The organism is Pseudomonas sp. BN417 (assembly GCF_029871205.1).
Taxonomy (GTDB): Bacteria; Pseudomonadota; Gammaproteobacteria; order Pseudomonadales; family Pseudomonadaceae; genus Metapseudomonas.
This window is the reverse complement of sequence record NZ_SSOJ01000162.1, coordinates 172,351-188,173: the sequence shown is the minus strand read 5'-3', so window position 1 is coordinate 188,173 and position 15,823 is coordinate 172,351. Positions and strand designations below refer to the sequence as shown.

Annotated in this window: 20 protein-coding genes and 1 pseudogene; 7 read left to right on the top strand and 14 right to left on the bottom strand. The window is 64.9% G+C overall.

Going from position 1 to position 15,823, the window contains the following annotated elements; genetic code table 11:
- Window positions 1-29: 29 nt before the first annotated feature.
- Complete coding sequence (coxB, locus tag E8F11_RS27775; RefSeq protein ID WP_280292129.1) at window positions 30-1,157, bottom strand: cytochrome c oxidase subunit II; 1,128 nt, start codon at window positions 1,155-1,157, stop codon at window positions 30-32.
- Window positions 1,158-1,545: 388 nt separating this feature from the next.
- On the opposite strand from coxB, the gene E8F11_RS27770 reads away from it, so the two are divergent.
- Complete coding sequence (locus E8F11_RS27770) at window positions 1,546-2,205, top strand: hypothetical protein (protein WP_280292128.1); 660 nt, start codon at window positions 1,546-1,548, stop codon at window positions 2,203-2,205.
- 95 nt (window positions 2,206-2,300) lie between these two features.
- Here the strand turns inward: E8F11_RS27770 and E8F11_RS27765 are convergent, their stop codons facing one another.
- The 7 genes from E8F11_RS27765 to E8F11_RS27735 form a co-directional block, all read right to left on the bottom strand.
- Window positions 2,301-3,008, bottom strand: a complete 708-nt coding sequence (locus tag E8F11_RS27765; RefSeq protein ID WP_280292127.1) for a carbonic anhydrase — start codon at window positions 3,006-3,008, stop codon at window positions 2,301-2,303.
- Between the two features lie 110 nt (window positions 3,009-3,118).
- Window positions 3,119-4,177 (bottom strand): PA0069 family radical SAM protein, encoded by a 1,059-nt coding sequence (locus tag E8F11_RS27760; RefSeq protein WP_280292126.1) that lies wholly within the window; start codon window positions 4,175-4,177, stop codon window positions 3,119-3,121.
- An 85-nt stretch (window positions 4,178-4,262) separates the two neighbouring features.
- Window positions 4,263-4,904: a Vat family streptogramin A O-acetyltransferase gene (locus tag E8F11_RS27755; RefSeq protein WP_280292125.1), complete on the bottom strand. Its 642-nt coding sequence runs from the start codon at window positions 4,902-4,904 to the stop codon at window positions 4,263-4,265.
- 40 nt (window positions 4,905-4,944) lie between these two features.
- Window positions 4,945-5,718, bottom strand: a complete 774-nt coding sequence (locus tag E8F11_RS27750) for a DUF3658 domain-containing protein (protein ID WP_280292124.1) — start codon at window positions 5,716-5,718, stop codon at window positions 4,945-4,947.
- A 21-nt stretch (window positions 5,719-5,739) separates the two neighbouring features.
- Window positions 5,740-6,006 carry a YheV family putative zinc ribbon protein gene (locus tag E8F11_RS27745; protein ID WP_280292123.1) on the bottom strand — a complete coding sequence of 89 codons (267 nt, stop codon included), beginning with the start codon at window positions 6,004-6,006 and terminating at the stop codon, window positions 5,740-5,742.
- Window positions 6,003-8,051, bottom strand: a complete 2,049-nt coding sequence (gene prlC / locus E8F11_RS27740) for an oligopeptidase A (protein ID WP_280292122.1) — start codon at window positions 8,049-8,051, stop codon at window positions 6,003-6,005. Before prlC ends, E8F11_RS27745 begins: the two co-directional genes overlap by 4 nt.
- Before the next feature lie 77 nt (window positions 8,052-8,128).
- On the bottom strand, window positions 8,129-8,323 hold the full coding sequence (locus tag E8F11_RS27735) for a hypothetical protein (protein ID WP_280292121.1): 195 nt from the start codon (window positions 8,321-8,323) through the stop codon (window positions 8,129-8,131).
- A 157-nt stretch (window positions 8,324-8,480) separates the two neighbouring features.
- Here E8F11_RS27735 and E8F11_RS27730 point away from each other — a divergent pair, with 157 nt between their 5' ends.
- The gene (locus tag E8F11_RS27730) at window positions 8,481-9,026 is read left to right on the top strand and encodes a gamma carbonic anhydrase family protein (protein ID WP_280292120.1); all 546 of its coding nucleotides are present in this window, start codon (window positions 8,481-8,483) and stop codon (window positions 9,024-9,026) included.
- Between the two features lie 10 nt (window positions 9,027-9,036).
- A complete protein-coding gene (locus E8F11_RS27725) occupies window positions 9,037-9,681 on the top strand; it encodes an HAD family hydrolase (RefSeq protein ID WP_280292119.1) in 645 nt (214 codons plus the stop codon).
- 142 nt (window positions 9,682-9,823) lie between these two features.
- Here E8F11_RS27725 and E8F11_RS27720 read toward each other — a convergent pair whose 3' ends face one another.
- Both E8F11_RS27720 and E8F11_RS27715 read right to left on the bottom strand, forming a co-directional pair.
- Window positions 9,824-10,057, bottom strand: coding sequence for a DUF1161 domain-containing protein (locus tag E8F11_RS27720; RefSeq protein WP_280292118.1), 234 nt, complete (start codon window positions 10,055-10,057; stop codon window positions 9,824-9,826).
- A 58-nt stretch (window positions 10,058-10,115) separates the two neighbouring features.
- A complete protein-coding gene (locus E8F11_RS27715) occupies window positions 10,116-11,192 on the bottom strand; it encodes an aminopeptidase (protein WP_280292117.1) in 1,077 nt (358 codons plus the stop codon).
- Between the two features lie 56 nt (window positions 11,193-11,248).
- On the opposite strand from E8F11_RS27715, the gene E8F11_RS27710 reads away from it, so the two are divergent.
- Both E8F11_RS27710 and E8F11_RS27705 read left to right on the top strand, forming a co-directional pair.
- Complete coding sequence (locus E8F11_RS27710) at window positions 11,249-11,665, top strand: hypothetical protein (protein WP_280292116.1); 417 nt, start codon at window positions 11,249-11,251, stop codon at window positions 11,663-11,665.
- A gap of 53 nt (window positions 11,666-11,718) precedes the next feature.
- Window positions 11,719-12,138, top strand: coding sequence for a hypothetical protein (locus E8F11_RS27705; RefSeq protein ID WP_280292115.1), 420 nt, complete (start codon window positions 11,719-11,721; stop codon window positions 12,136-12,138).
- 1 nt (window position 12,139) lies between these two features.
- Here E8F11_RS27705 and E8F11_RS27700 read toward each other — a convergent pair whose 3' ends face one another.
- From E8F11_RS27700 to E8F11_RS27685, 4 genes and pseudogenes are all read right to left on the bottom strand, one after another.
- Complete coding sequence (locus E8F11_RS27700; protein WP_280292114.1) at window positions 12,140-13,138, bottom strand: LLM class flavin-dependent oxidoreductase; 999 nt, start codon at window positions 13,136-13,138, stop codon at window positions 12,140-12,142.
- 170 nt (window positions 13,139-13,308) lie between these two features.
- Window positions 13,309-13,533 carry a DUF1161 domain-containing protein gene (locus E8F11_RS27695; RefSeq protein ID WP_280292113.1) on the bottom strand — a complete coding sequence of 75 codons (225 nt, stop codon included), beginning with the start codon at window positions 13,531-13,533 and terminating at the stop codon, window positions 13,309-13,311.
- Window positions 13,534-13,701: 168 nt separating this feature from the next.
- Window positions 13,702-13,917: a dodecin gene (locus E8F11_RS27690; RefSeq protein WP_280292112.1), complete on the bottom strand. Its 216-nt coding sequence runs from the start codon at window positions 13,915-13,917 to the stop codon at window positions 13,702-13,704.
- 59 nt (window positions 13,918-13,976) lie between these two features.
- Window positions 13,977-14,099 (bottom strand): annotated as a pseudogene (locus E8F11_RS27685) (LysR family transcriptional regulator); the annotation flags it as partial.
- 140 nt (window positions 14,100-14,239) lie between these two features.
- Between E8F11_RS27685 and E8F11_RS27680 the strand changes: the two are divergent.
- Entirely contained in the window at window positions 14,240-14,749 is a 510-nt protein-coding gene (locus E8F11_RS27680) for a sigma-70 family RNA polymerase sigma factor (protein WP_280292205.1), read from the top strand.
- Window positions 14,746-15,669 (top strand): FecR domain-containing protein, encoded by a 924-nt coding sequence (locus E8F11_RS27675; protein ID WP_280292111.1) that lies wholly within the window; start codon window positions 14,746-14,748, stop codon window positions 15,667-15,669. Before E8F11_RS27680 ends, E8F11_RS27675 begins: the two co-directional genes overlap by 4 nt.
- Window positions 15,670-15,823: the final 154 nt, after the last annotated feature.

Genomic DNA, 15,823 nt, shown 5'->3' with positions numbered 1-15,823 from the left:
GTCAGTCTCCCTATAGGCCGGTGTCTTCTTCATTGGCTTTCCGCCTGTTTCAGAGCCAGCACTTCCTTGGGCGTCACCATGTCGCCGGTGTTGTTGCCCCAGGCGTTGCGTTCATAAGTGACGACAGCGGCGATATCGACCTCGGACAGCTGCTTGCCGAAGGCGGCCATGGCAGTGCCCTGCTTGCCGTGGTAGACGATGTTCAAGTGATCGGCCTTGGGACCGGTGGCGATCTTCGAACCCTTGAGCGCGGGGAACATCGGCGGCATGCCCTGGCCCTCGGGCTGGTGACAGGCGGCGCAGGTGGTGTGGTAGACCTTGTCGCCACGCGCGACCAGTTCCTCGAGGGTCCACTCTTTGTCGGTCAGCTCCTTGAGCTTGGTGGTCTCTTCCTTGCGCTGGGCGAGCCACTTGGCGAAGTCTTCCTGGGACTTGGCCTCGACCACTATGGGCATGAAGCCATGGTCCTTGCCGCACAGCTCGGTGCACTGCCCACGGTAGATGCCGGGCTTCTCGATGCGCGTCCAGGACTCGTTGACGAAGCCGGGGATGGCGTCCTTCTTCACCGCCAGCGCCGGCACCCACCAGGAGTGGATCACGTCGGCGGCGGTGATCAGGAAGCGCACCTTGGTGCCCACCGGCACTACCAGCGGCTGGTCGACTTCCAGCAGGTAATGCTCGTCCTTGGGCGCCTTGTTGTGGATCTGCTCGGCTGGCGTGGCCAGGTTGCTGAAGAACTCCACGTCCTGACCCAGGTACTTGTAGTGCCATTTCCACTGGTAGCCGGTGATCTGCACATCCAGCCCGGATTCGGACGTGTCGTAGATGTCGATCAGCGTCTTGGTCGCCGGCACCGCCATCAGCACGAGGATGACGAAGGGCACGACGGTCCAGAGGATTTCCACGGTGGTGCTCTCGTGGAAATGTGCGGGCTTCTGCCCGGTGGAGCGGCGATGGATGATCATCGACCAGAACATGGCACCGAAGACCAGTACGCCGATGACGACGCAGATCCAGAAGATGGTCATGTGCAGATCGAAAACTGTGCGGCTGACCTCGGTTGCCCCAGGCGCCATGTTGACTGTCCAGGCAGCCTCCGCCTGGCTGAGAATCGACCACAGCAGGAGTCCCATCCAGACTCGTGGATGTCGCATCATTGCGGGTTCCCCTTCTCGTTCTTGTTATCCCGCCGGCTGGGCCAACGGCTTGGGAACGGCTGCCCGGACTACCAAACTCGGACCGCCGGCCCCGGCACGCAGGTGCACAGTCGGGTTCCATCAGGTAATGCCTTTCGAGTCGGAGTATAGACAGGGACTTCCGCTGCGCAACGCGATGCAAAAAATGGCTGAAGGCGCGCAAGCCTTGTCCTAAACGCCACGGCTGGCGTGAGCTATAAGGTAGGTAGCAAAGTGCTTTTATAGCGCGCCCGAATAACTGCTACGCAATTATGACAATCCGGTCTTAGCAGCCTTCAAAGGCGAGCTAAGGTCTTTTCTTCACCTCCGCATTCACCCAGCAACCGCCATGTCCTTTTCAGGAGCAGTCATGAACACCGCAGCACTGCGCGAGCTCATCCAGCGCGCCCTCCAGCACGAAGCCGCTTCCACCCAACTGACCCGGATACTGGACGCCCAGGTCACCAGCCTGCACCCCGCCATTCGCCTGCCGGCAGAGGATGCCCAGGGCGTGCTCGCCCGTTTCATCGCCGCTTATGTGGAACAAGTCCCCGACGTGCTGGATGCCGCCGCCAATGTCGCCCGTGAGGCGGGCATCGAGGCGCAGATCAAGCCGGTGCTGAAGGTGGCCGAGCAGTTCTTCCTGCAACCGCCCGCACTGATGGAGGGGCATAACGGCCTGGAAGGCCTGCTCGACGAAGCCTACCTCGCCCACCGCCTGGTGGAAGAGGTCAACGATCGCTACATCGTGCATTTCGGCCAGCCGCTGATCCCGCTGGATACCACGGTGGCCAACCTGATCGCCCACCAGCTGATCGGCGAACCCTTTGCCAACCAGTTGGACGAAGCCGTCCACCTCGCCGTGGAGGGCCTCCTGGACGAAGAGGTGTTCGGCCTGCCCTCGGCCCAGGCGTACCGCCAGCAGTTGCGTGACCCCAAGGTGGAGGAAGCCTGGAAGCGCTGGCCCTGCCTGTCGCAGCAACTGGGCGTCGAGTTGCAACTGAACCAGGGCCAGCGCGAGGCGGGTTGAAATCCGGGTAGGGTGCGTTGCGTGCACCGGAAACCTCGCGCAGCCGGTCAGGTACGGGTCCAGGAAAAAGGGCTGCACCAGCAGCCCTTTTCGTGTCACTCCGGCAGGTAGCGGGCCCGCGGCGTCGCCATGGGCAGCGGGCCGTCGCCGATCGGACGGAAGCGACCCTGCACGGCGTCATAGGCCTTGATGCCACAGGTCTCGATGTCATAGACCCAGCCATGGATGAACAGTTGGCCGCTGGCCAGGCGCGCCGCCACCGACGGATGGGTGCGCAGGTGGTCGAGCTGGGCCACCACGTTCTCCTCCGTGAGCACCTCGAGGGTTTCGTGGTTGGCGCAGCCGCAGTTCTCCTGGACCACGACCTTGGCCACTTCGGCATGGCGCAGCCAGGCCTTCACCGTGGGCATGCGCTCCAGGGTCTGGGGGTCGAGCACTGCTTTCATCGCGCCGCAATCGGAGTGGCCGCAGATGATGATGTGGTGCACGCCGAGGGCCATGACCGCGAACTCGATGGCGGTGGAAACGCCGCCGTTCATCTGGCCGTAGGGTGGCACCACGTTACCGACGTTGCGGGTGACGAAGAGATCGCCCGGAGAGCTCTGGGTGATCAGCTCGGGGACGATGCGCGAGTCGGCGCAGGTGATGAACATCGCGCGGGGATTCTGTGCGTGGGCGAGCTTCTTGAACAGGGCCTCCTGTTGCGGAAAGACCTCGTCGCGGAACCGCTGGAAACCCTCGACTATGTTCCGCAGGGCGTCTTCCGCACTTTCACTGCCTAGCTTGTCGTGCTCGTTGCTCATGCTGCCAACCTCGGTCATCGTAGGAATTTGTACTTCTGCCGAACATTATCCACTGATTGTCGGCTTCTGATTTCCTACAGGACTGTCGTTACAGCCCGGCGAGTCACAACTCAGAGCAAAGCCATCTGCCCGCCCGGCGGGCAGAAGCGCGAGCAGTCCAGCTCATAGTCCCGGCGGCGGTTCAGCCCGAGCTTGCGAATGGCCACGGCGAAGCGCTGGGCCAGCAGCTCGGCGAAGGGGCCCTGGCCCTTGAAGCGATGGCCGAAGCGGCTGTCGTAGATCTCACCGCCCCGGCACTGGCGGATGATGCTCATCACATGGGCGGCTCGCTGCGGGTAGTGCGCCTGCAGCCACTCCTCGAACAAGGGTCCGACCTCCCGCGGCAGGCGCAACAGCATATAGGAAGCCTGGCGCGCGCCGGCATCGCGGGCAGCTTCCAGCAGGCTCTCCAGCTCCATGTCGTTGATCATCGGGATCATCGGCGAGCAGAGAACGCCCACCGGCACACGGTTCTCGCGCAGCACGCGGATGGCCCGCAAGCGCGCGGACGGAGCTGCGGCGCGAGGTTCCAGGGTGCGCTTGAGCTCGTCGTCGAGGGTGGTGAGGCTGATCATCACCGCCACCAGGTTCTGCTCCGCCAGCTGGGTGAGCAGGTCGAGGTCGCGCAGCACCAGCGAACCCTTGGTGACTATGGTCACCGGATGGCGGTAGCGCAGCAGCACTTCGAGGGTCTGGCGGGTGAGGCGATGTTCGCGCTCGATGGGCTGGTAGGGGTCGGTGTTGGAGCCCAGGTTGATCGGTGCGCAGCTGTAGCCGGGCTTCGAGAGTTGCTGTTCGAGCAGGGCCACGGCGTTGGTCTTGGCGATCAGCCGGGTCTCGAAATCCAGCCCCGGCGACATGTCCCAGTAGGCATGGCTGGGACGAGCGTAGCAGTAGATGCAACCGTGCTCACAGCCGCGGTAGGGGTTCACCGAGCGGTCGAAGGGCAGGTCCGGCGACTGGTTGCGGGTGATGATGCTCTTGGCGGTTTCCAGCCGCACCTCGGTGGCGCGGCTGGGCGGAACCTCCTGGAACCAGCCATCGTCCAAAGCCACCGAAGTGGTCGGTGCAAAGCGGTTGACGGGATTGCTGGCGGTGCCGCGACCGCGAGGCGGGAGGGGAGCAGCCATGGGTAGAACTCCATGCAAACTGTATATTCATACAGTATATGCGGCATGGTTCCGCTCCTGGTCAATTTCTGCCGGATGGCGCGGCTCAATCCAGGGCAGCGCAGCGCTCCAGTTCCTCGATGTCGGCAGCCATGATGGCGGCCAGGTGGCGGCTGATCTTCTCCACTGGCCAGTCCCACCAGGCGAGGGCCAACAGGCGCTGCACCACCTGGTCGGGGAAGCGTTGCTTCAGCGGTTCGGCCGGATTGCCGCCGACTATGGTGTAGGGCGGCACATCGCGGGTAACCACCGAACGTGAGGAGATGATGGCGCCGTCGCCGATGCGTACGCCCGGCATGATCAACGCCTCGTAGCCAATCCAGACGTCATTGCCGACCAGGGTGTCGCCCTTGTAGGGAAACTCATCCAGCGCCGGCATGAAATGCTCCCAACCGCCGCCGAAGATCTGGAAGGGATAGGTGGAGAAGCCGGAGAGCTTGTGGTTGGCGCCGTTCATGATGAACTTCACCCCCCGCGCCAGGGCGCAGAACTTGCCGATCACCAGCCGGTCGCCGATGAAGGGAAAGAGATAGAGCACATTGCGCTCGAACTGCTCCGCGCCCTCCGGGTCGTCATAGTAGGTGTAGTCACCGATCTCGATCTGCGGGTTGTTCACCGTGTTGGCGATGAAGCAGACCTGCGGAAAACCGGCCATGGGATGCGGATTACGGGGATCAGGGCCGTGCATGGGGACCTCCAGGTGGATGGTTGCAGGAGCGCCGTTCGCCTCAAGTCAGGCGAACGCTGAGGCCGCCATAGCCATGCTGCCATCCATGTCCGGCCAGTTCGACACAGCCCCGGGCCGCCAGTTCGCGGGCGCGCCAGAAGGCGAAGAAATCGGTGACGAAGAATCCATCGCAGCCCGCCATGACCTCGGCCATCACCCGTGGCAGCGGTTGCCATTCGGGCGTGCAGGCGGCCAGGAGGACGGCATCGACGGTGCTGTGGTCCTCACCCTGGAAGTCGCCATCGCGCCAGCGACGGATAGCGGCATTGGCGGTCACGGCGGCGCGCCACTGGGCGGCGAGTCGCTGTTTGCGCTCGGCGTCGACCAAGCGCGGCAAGTAGTAGGCGCCCAGAGCCTCGGGCTCGATCATGCCCACCGCGCGGCGCTTGCGGACGCTGCTGTCGCCCGTGCCACAGGGCACCTCCCAGAACGGCAGCTCGCTATGCGCCAGGGCGGCGGCCACCCTGGCGAGCAGCAGCTGTTCGGAACAACTGTCGCCATGCCAGACGGTGACCGGCTGCGACTGGCTCGCCAATCCGGCGAGCCAGTCGGCATCGGCGCTCAGCCCAGGAGCGAAGTCCGGCCGGGGCGTCACCGTGTCCGGCCAGACGTCCAGCCAGAACTGCGCGCGGCCGGTACAGGGCGGTCGCTCGACGTCCGCCAGCGACCCCACCGCCAGGTCATCGCGCAGGACGCGCAATCCTCGCGCAGCGGCATCACCTATGACGCGGATAACGCCTTCGACCGCCATATCACCACAAACCAGATGCCACATACGCCCTCCTTGGCTTTCACATCACTCGCTGGGTTTCTTCAACTTGGGATTGGGGAAGAACTGCACCCCCTGGACCTTCGGATCGGCCGCCTTGGCCTTGGGCTGGTTGACCCGCGTACCCAGCTCCTTGGGTATCGACTGGCCCTGGGCGTTGAGGGTGTCGGCATAGCCGCAGGCCACGCACTCACGGTGCGGCACGCCGTCCTCGTCCCACATCTGGATCTTGTCCATTTCGCTGCACGCCGGGCAGACGGCCCCGGCGATGAAGCGCTTCTTGGTGGCGGTCATGCCGCGTCCTCCGTCAGGCCGCTATGGCGCAGCAGGGCATCGATGGAAGGCTCGCGGCCGCGGAAATCGACGAACAGCACCATGGGCTCCTGGGAGCCGCCGCGGGCCAGGATCGCCTCGCGGAAGGCGCGGCCGGTCGCCGGGTTGAGCACACCTTCCTCCTCGAAGCGGGAGAAGGCGTCGGCGGACAGCACTTCGGCCCACTTGTAGCTGTAGTAACCGGCCGCGTAACCGCCGGCAAAGATGTGTGCGAAGCTGTTGGCGAAGCGGTTGAAGGCCGGCGGACGCATCACCGCCACTTCATCGCGGATCGTTTCCAGCACGTCCAGCACACTACGACCGTCGCCATGGGTGGCGTGCAGTTCGAAGTCGAACAGGGAGAACTCCAGCTGGCGCACCATCATCAGGCCGGACTGGAAGTTCTTCGCCGCCAGCATCTTGTCCAGCAGGTCCTGGGGCAAGGGCTCGCCGGTCTGGTAGTGACCGGAGATCAGTGCCAGGCCTTCAGGCTCCCAGCACCAGTTCTCCATGAACTGGCTGGGCAGCTCCACTGCGTCCCAGGCCACGCCGTTGATGCCGGAAGCGCCGGCGTGCTCGACACGGGTCAGCAGGTGGTGCAGGCCGTGGCCGAACTCATGGAAGAGGGTGGTGACTTCGTCGTGGGTCAGCAGGGCCGGCTTGTCGCCCACCGCCGGAGTGAAGTTGCAGACCAGGTTCGCCACCGGGCTGATCAGTTCACCTCTGGTCGATCTGCGCTTGTCGCGAGCGCCGTCCATCCAGGCGCCGCCGCGCTTGTTGGCACGGGCGTAGAGGTCGAAGAAGAAGCGGCCGACGTGCTGGCCGTTCTCGCTGATCTCGAACAGGCGCACGTCGGGGTGCCAGGTATCGAAGCCCGAGAGCTCCCTGATCTCGATGCCGTAGAGCTTCTGCACGATGGCGAAGAGACCGGACAGCACCTTGTCGATGGGGAAGTAGGCGCGCAGGGTTTCCTGGGAAATGCTGTAGCGCTGCTCGCGCAGCTTCTCGCTGAAGTAACCCACGTCCCAGCTCTGCAGATCGGCGACGCCGCGCTCGGCGGCGAAGGCCCTGAGCTCTTCCAGGTCTTGGGCGGCGAAGGGCTTGCTGCGCTTGGCGAGGTCGCGGAGGAAGCCCAGCACCTGGTCGGTGGACTCGGCCATCTTGGTGGCCAGGCTGAGGTCGGAGAAGTGGGCGAAGCCCAGCAGCCTGGCCAGTTCCTGGCGCAGGACGAGGATCTCGGCCATCACCGGGCCGTTGTCGTGCTGGCCGGCATTCGGGCCCTGGTCGGAGGCGCGGGTGCTGTAGGCGGTGTAGACCTCTTCGCGCAGGGCGCGGTCATCGGCGTAGGTCATCACCGCGTAATAGCTGGGGAATTCCAGGGTGATCAGCCAGCCGCCCAACCCCTTGGCCTCGGCGGCCTGCTTCATCTGCGCCTTGGCCGAGTCGGTCAGGCCGGCCAACGCGGCCTCGTCATGGACTTCCTTGGTCCAGGCCTGGGTGGCGTCGAGCAGCTGGTTGGAAAAGCGGCTGCCCAGCTCGGACAGCTTCATCTGGATCTCGCCGTAGCGCTCCTGCTGGTCGGCCGGCAGGTCGATGCCGGACAGGCGGAAGTCACGCAGGGCGTGCTCGAGGATGGTCTTCTGCGCCACCTCGAAACCTGCGGCTTCGGGGCCGCTGGCCAGGGCCTCGTAGACCTGGAACAACTCGCGATTCTGGCCGAGTTCGGTCCAGTACTCGGACAGCTTGGGCAGGCAGGCCTCGTAAGCGGCGCGCAGCTCGGCGCTGTTGCACACGGCATTCAGGTGGCTCACCGGGCTCCAGGCACGGCCCAGGCGCTCGCCCAGTTCGTCCAGCGCCAGCACCAGGCCCTGCCAGGTCGGGGTGCCGTCCTGCTGCTCCAGCAGCGCGGCAATGGCGGCGCGGTTGTCGGCGAGCACCGTCTCGATGGCGGGCTGGACGTGCTCGGGGCGGATCGAGGAGTAGGGCGGCAGGTCGAAGTCCTGCAGGAGGGGATTGCTGGAGCTCACGGCATTCACCTGTTGCGTCTGGGTGGGGTTGATAGAGCAGCAAGAATGAGAGAGGGGGCGCAAGGCCCCCTCGAAAATCATTTTCTTCTTCTGGTTCGGGACATATGCCAGGAACCGTTCGTTGGCAGACCGCTGATGCCCCTGGCGATCTTCTGAATCTCGCCACCGCGACGCAGATAGGCTGCGACATGAGCTGCGAGGGATTCACGAGTTTCCGTTGCCGCTTGAGGTTTGGCCCTGCTTGCAGATGATCTGATACGCAAGGTAGTCATAAACGCTCTCCTTTTCCAAAGGCGGCCATGCATTATGCCAGATTATTGACACTCGTGCCGGAAAGGGGTGTAGCCAAGGAACCGTCGCCAAGGTTTGCTGGGTCAATAACAGCCATCTTAATTACAATCGGCGCACTCCGCAGCCTCAGGAATTGCCATGAACCCGATCAGAACCTACCAGGGACTCACCCCACAGCTCGGCAAGCGGGCCTTTGTCGACGCCTCCGCCGTGGTCATTGGCGACGTCCAACTGGGTGACGACAGCTCGGTCTGGCCGCTGGTGACCATTCGCGGCGACATGCACCGCATCCGCATCGGCGCGCGCACCAGCGTGCAGGACGGCAGCGTGCTGCACATCACCCACTCCGGTCCCTTCAACCCGGACGGCTACCCCCTGGAAATCGGCGACGACGTGACCATTGGCCACAAGGCGCTGCTGCACGGCTGCAGCGTGGGCAGCCGGGTGCTGATCGGCATGGGCAGCATCGTCATGGACGGTGCGGTGATCGAGGACGACGTGGTGCTCGGCGCCGGCAGCCTGGTGCCGCCGGGCAAGCGTCTGGAAAGCGGCTACCTCTATGTCGGCAGCCCGGTAAAACAGGCCCGCGCGCTCTCCGACAAGGAAAAGGCCTTCTTCACCTACAGCGCCGCGAACTACGTGAAGCTGAAGGATCTGCATATCGCCGAAGGCTACGGAGTCTGAGGCCGCAAAGATGCACTACCAGAACATCCTCTTCGACCTCGACGGCACCCTCACAGACCCGCGCGAGGGCATCACCCGCTCGGTGCAGTACGCCCTGGCCAGGCTGGATATCCATGAGCCGGATCTGGCTCGGCTGGAACATTTCATCGGCCCGCCGCTGCTGCAGTGCTTCATGCAGACCTACAGCCTCGACGAAGCCCGCGCCTGGGAAGCGGTGAACCATTACCGCGAGCGCTTCAAGGTCACCGGGCTCTACGAGAACCGCGTGTTCGACGGCATCGACGCGCTGCTTGGACGCCTGCGCGAGCAGGGCCGCACCCTCTACATCGCCACCAGCAAGCCGACCGTCTTCGCCCGCGAAATCGCACGACACTTCGGCTTCGACCGGCACTTCAAGCACATCTACGGCAGCGAACTGGACGGCACCCGTACCGACAAGGTCGAGCTGATCCGCCACCTGCTGGAGGAGGAAAGCCTGGAGCGCAGCGACACCCTGATGGTCGGCGACCGCAAGCACGACCTGATCGGCGCCCACCGCAATGGCCTGCACGGGGCGGGAGTGGGGTATGGGTTCGGCAGCCGCGAGGAGCTGCTGGGGGAAGCGCCGGCCTACTACTTCGCCAGCCTGGAGGAGCTGGAACGGGCGTTTGGTTGAAGGGGAGCGATGTCGCATTCTGTGGGAGCGATTTCAATCGCGATGCAGGTCGAAGACCTGCCCTGCGGTATTCCCAGGGGGCCGCTGCGCGGCCTTTCGCGAATGAATTCGCTCCTACAAAGGCCCCCTGCCGTCCGGGGGATCAGTCACTATTGCGCTGGTAGATGATCTTCTTGGTACCGTTCTCACAGGAGCCGACCACCATGTTCTGGTCCTTCACTTCGGCGTTGGGCACGATTTCCAAGGTATAGCTGGTCACCCCGGCGGCCTGGATCTTCACTTCGATTTCCTGCTTGAGCTCCTCGCAGGATTTGGGAGCCGCGAAGGCCGTACCCGCCAGCGTTCCCAGCATGAGGACTACAGCAATTCTCTTCATCGATTACTCCCTTTCCTAGATGTCCTAATCGTTCGACTGACGGCCAGCCAGGCAAGTTCTAGCGCTTTGCCATCAGGCTTTCCAGTGCCTGGGCTCGTTCCGCCAGGGGCAACTGCCCCAACTCCCGCGCCCGTTCATAGAACCCTGGCCAGCTCCCGCCCGCTTCATGGAACAGCCTGGCGAAGGCCGGCACCCACTGGTCGTAGAGGCCGAAGGGGAGCAGCTTGGCATTGTTCAACGGACCTTCCACCCACGTGTCAAAAGTGCTGGAGCCACCCCATTGGCGATCACGCACTTCCCGGTAGTCGCGGCGCAGGCGCTCGAACTCGGCGGCCTTGGCCCGGCGCATCCGTTCGGCTGGAAGGTCACGGGCGTAGAGGCTTTCCAGCCGCTCGCGAGTGTCCAGCACCAGTCGCGTGAGGGCGTCGCGGCGCTCGGCTGCCTCCTCGTCCAGGGGCCCCAGGCCACGGCTGGCGCGCCATTGGCGCAGCCCCTCACGCTCGACGAAGCTGGCGAAGGATTCATTGAAGGCGGTGTCCCCCGGCACGTACAACCGCTGGTGGGCCAGTTCGTGGAAGATCAGCGCAGCGAGGCGGTCATCGTTCCGGCGCAACATGGTGTTAAGGATCGGATCGTCGAACCAGCCCAGAGTGGAATAGGCCTCGACGCCTCCAACCCAGGTGTCCAGTCCCTGTTCCCTGAGCAGGGCGGCCGCGCCCCGGGCCCGGCCCAACTGGTAGTAGCCGCGATAGGCGACGCACCCGGCGATGGGAAAGCAGTGGGTCTCCGGCTGCAGGGAAAACTCTTCGGTGGCGAACAGGTTCCAGACGACGTAGGGCCGGTGAATATCGGCATAGACCCGATAGCTGCCGTTATCCGGCAGGCCTAGCTTGGCGCTGGCAAAGGCACGGGCTTCCTGCGCCTCGGCCAGGCGTCGACGCAGCCCGGCGTCCTGGGACGGGTCGTCGATCAGCGCTTGCACGCTCTGGCGGGAGCGCAGCAGGTCCAGTTGCCCGCGGGCCAACTGGCTGTAGTAGTCCAGGGTGGAGCAACCGTTCAGCAGCAAGGCGCCCAGCAGGGGAACCAGAGGCCGGTGGATGCGGTCAAGCAATTCGATAAGAAGGGTGGTCGACATGTCGCGAAACTAGCGCATCAGAGCCACCGACTGCCATATCCCTGTTGGAGTCTTCCATGCGTCCTCTGCTTGCTTCCCTGCTGCTGCTGAGTCTCGGCGGCTGTGCCCTGCTGATGCCCAGCCATGATCCGAATCAGGCCTGGGTCTCCCTTTCGCGGCAGGAAGGCCAAGTGATGGAAGCCAGCCGGGTGGACGACAAGACCCTGACCGACCCTCGCTATTTCCAGGTCAGCCCCGGTCATCACGAACTGGAAATACGCCTGGAATTCGAGGTGGGCGGTCCCGACATTGGCCAGGGCAGTTCGAGCTACCGCCGCACCTGCCTGCTCAAGTTGACCTACCCGAACTTCGCCGCGGGCGAGCGCTATCAGTTGCAGGCTGGCGGCATAGGCTTCCGCCCCTGGGCACGCCTGTACGACGAGCGTAACCAGGAAGTGGCCAAGGCACGGGAAAGTCGCTGCGGCAATGTCTGAAAACTCCGGCATGGGGTTATGCTGAAAGCCCCAACCCCAGCAGGAGTCCCACGATGCGCACGCTGTTGGCCCTGATGCTGCTGGCCAGCCTGACCGCCTGCGCCGGCAAGCTCCCCGAACCCGACCCACGCATGGCCTGGGTCGACATCCGCCACGACCCCAGCGACGTCCTCATGGCGAACCGGCTGGACGGCAAGCGCTGGAATGACGGTCGCTACTACCAGGTGTTACCCGGCAAGCACGAGCTGGAGTTGCGCTACCAGTTCGAGGTTGGCGGTGGGGGCGGTTTCATGAATACCGAACCGACCATCCTGACCTGCTACATGGAGCTGCGCTACGACAACTTCCAGGCCGGCCAGCGCTACCGCGTGGAAGCGCGCAACGCCGCCAACCAGCCCATGGCCTGGCTCTATGACGGGCAACGCAATGTCCTCTCCCGCCACGAGATCTTCCCGCGCTGCGGACCGTTCTGAATCAGTTGCGCAGGCTGGCGAGAATGTCGAACGCCCGCAGGCGGTGTTCGTGCTGGTAGAGATCGCAGGTGAAGATCAGCTCATCCGCCTCGGTCTGCTCCAGCAGCACCTGCAGGCGCGCGCGGATCTTCTCCGGCCCACCGACCATGGCCATGGCCAGGAAACTGCCCACCGCCTCCTTCTCATGGGGTAACCAGCGACCCGCCATGCTTTCCACCGGCGGGCGCAGCACCAGGCTTTCGCCGCGGATCAGGGCGAGCACCCGCTGGTAGACGGTGGTGGCGAGGAACTCCGCCTCTTCGTCGGTGGGCGCGGCCACCAGGGGCACGCCCAGCATCACGTAGGGCTTTTCGAGCACCGCCGAAGGGCGGAAGTGGTTGCGGTAGACGCGAATCGCCTCGTGCATGTAGCGCGGCGCGAAGTGCGAGGCGAAGGCGTAGGGCAGACCCTTTTGCCCGGCCAGTTGGGCGCTGAAGAGGCTGGAGCCGAGCAGCCAGATGGGCACATTGGTGTCCACGCCCGGCATGGCGATCACCTTCTGCCCCGGATGGCGTGGACCAAGGAGCGTTTCCAACTCCTCGACGTCCCGGGGAAAGTCGTCGGCGCTGCCCAGGCGGTCGCGGCGCAACGCACGGGCGGTGAGCTGGTCGGCGCCCGGGGCGCGGCCCAGACCCAGTTCGATGCGGCCCGGATAGAGGGTGGCGAGGGTGCCGAACTGCTCGGCGACCACCAGCGGCGCATGGTTCGGCAGCATGATGCCGCCCGAACCCAGGCGCAGGGTCGAGGTATTGGCAGCGAGATAACCGAGCAGCACGGCGGTGGCCGAGCTGGCGATTCCGTCCATGTTGTGGTGCTCGGCCACCCAGAAGCGCGAAAAACCCAGGCGCTCGGCGTGGCGAGCCAGTTCCAGGGAGTTGTGCAGGGCCTGGGCAGCGCCGCCGTGGTCACGGATGGGCGCCAGATCGAGAACGGACAAGGGCAGCTTGGAAAGGGCAGTCATGGGGCAAGACCTGGATAGGGGACAGGCACGGACGCTTATCCGAGTGAATCAGTGGGTCTTACTCTAGGGATTGGCGCCGGTGGCCGCTAGAAGGCACTTTTCGGTAACCAGGGCACCGGCAGGTAAGGATTGGGCCGGCGCGCGGCGCCGGCCCGGCGGGTGAAGGGCGATCAATTGCGCTGGTAGACGATCTCCTTGCTGCCGCCTTCGCAGGTGCCCACCACCTGTTTGCCGGCGGCGCTGCCCTTGTCGACGATTTCCAGGGTGTAGGAGGTGACGCCCTTGGCCTTGAGCTTGGCGTCGATCTCGGCCTTGAGCTCCTCGCAGGGCTTTACGGCGGCGAAGGCCGAACCGGCCAGGGTGAACAGGCCAACGGCCAACAACAGTTTCTTCATGGGTAACGCTCCCTCGTGATGGATGACGGGCTCGCGCGAGCCATCCGCCCCACGCCGGATTCCAGGAAGGCCGCGGGGCGGACGCTCAGAGCCTAACCCAATTCGCCGAGGGAGGCGGCGCTCCTCCGGAACTCGCATCCCGGAGTCAGCGCCGACCGGCGGAGCCGGTCAGCTGTCGCTTACCCGGAAGCCGACCTTCAGGGTCACCTGGTAGTGGCCGACCCGGCCGTTTTCGACATGCCCACGAGTTTCCACAACCTCGAACCAGTCCATGTTGCGGATCGTCCTCGATGCTTCGGTCAGGGCGTTGTTGATCGCCTCGTCGATGCTGTTGCGCGAGGAACCGACGATCTCGATCTTCTTGTAGGTGTGGTGATCAGACATGGCGTATCTCCTGTGGCAGGCACGGATGGGTTCCCCTGCAAGGCTAGCCAAGAATGCGGCTATCGGCCCGCCAGTTCCTGACGTAACCACAGGGCCAGGCGTTCAGCGCGACGGTCGAGTTGCCGGGCCGGCATCCCGGCGAAGCCCCAGGGCGCCACCAGGCGAACCGAAGCGAGTTCGTCGACGGGCTCTGGCTCGCCAGCCGCAGCCCGTCGGGGCAGCCATCGCCCTCCGGCCGCATATTCACAAAGCGGGGCCTGCGTCGCTATAATTGCGATTAATTCTTATCTGCATTTACCCAGGCAGGGAGGGAAGGGTGTCCATCGCAGTTCCCAACACAACACTGCAACAGCACGTACATACGCTCTACCGCGATCACCACGGCTGGTTGCGCGGCTGGTTGCGCCTGCGCCTGAACAACTCCGCCGATGCCGCCGACCTCGCCCAGGACACCTTCGTCCGTGTGCTCTTGGCCCGCACCGCCGGCAGCCTGCGCGAGCCGCGCCACTACCTGGCGACCATCGCCCGCGGACTGGTGATCGACCTGTACCGGCGCCGCTCCCTGGAGCAGGCCTACCTGGAGGTGCTCGCCACCCGCCCCGAACTCCACGAGCCCTCGGCCGAGACCCGCGCCCTGATCCTCGACAGCCTGCTGGCCATCGACCGCATGCTGGACGGCCTGGGCGCGCGCACCCGCGCCATCTTCCTCGCCGTGCAGCTGGACGGCCTCAGCTACGAGAAGGCCGCCGCACGGGTGGGCGTGTCCGTCAGCACGGTGCGCAAGCACCTGGCCCGCGCGCTGATGCACTGCCTGCTGCTGGACGACGCATGAAAGCCATCCTGATCCAGGCCGTGGACTGGTATGTGCGCCTGCACGACAGCGCTGCCAACGACTCCACCCGGAACGATTGGCAGGCCTGGCTGGCCGCCGACCCTCGGCATGCCCAGGCCTGGAGACGCATCGAGCGGTTGCAGCAGCGCCTGGGCGAGGCCCCGGCAAGGGTGGCGGCTACGACCCTGGAACAGGCTCGCCACCAGCGTCGCGCCGCCTTGAAGATGCTCGCCATGCTGCTCGGCGTCGGCGTGGTCGGCTGGCAGGGCTACCGCGCCTCGCCATGGCACGCGGACTACGCCACGCGGCTCGGTGAGCGGCGCCAGCTGACCCTGGCCGATGGCAGCCGGCTCGATCTCAACACCGATACCCGGGTCGATATCCGCTTCGATGGCGGGCAGCGCCTGATTCGTCTGCACCGGGGAGAAATCCTCGTGGAAACCGCCAAGGACCCGCGCCCGCTCAGCGTACAGACCGAAGAGGGCCACATCCTTGCCCTCGGTACGCGCTTCGTCGTGCGTCAGGACGATGGCCTGACCCGGGTAACGGTCGAGGCCCATGCGGTGGAAGTCCGTCCGCGCCTGGCGACACCTCAAGTGATACGCGTGGAGGCCGGCAAAGCCCTGAGCTTCAGTGCCGACACGGCCGGGGCGCTGCGTGCGATGGCGGCCAATCCCTCGGCCTGGACCCAGGGCATGCTGGTGGCGGTGGACTGGCGCCTGCAGGACCTGCTCGCCGAACTGTCCCGCTACCGCCAAGGCTATCTCGGCTGCGCGCCCGAGGTTGCCGAACTGCGCCTGTCGGGCGCCTTCGACCTGGACGACAGCGACGCTGCGCTGGCGAATCTGCAGGACTCATTGCCGGTGCATGTCCGCCGACTGACGCGGTACTGGGTAAGGGTTGAAGCCAAGCCGAGCTGATACCCCTCGATATCCGCAGCTGCAGCGCCCGACGCCGCCAATTCTCACGGCCACACCTACGACTGCAAAACAATGGACAGAAAGATTTCAGCCTCAGGGGTAACAGATCTTCGTTCCTGCCTCGGCTCCACCTGCATGCGCGCATCAGACACGG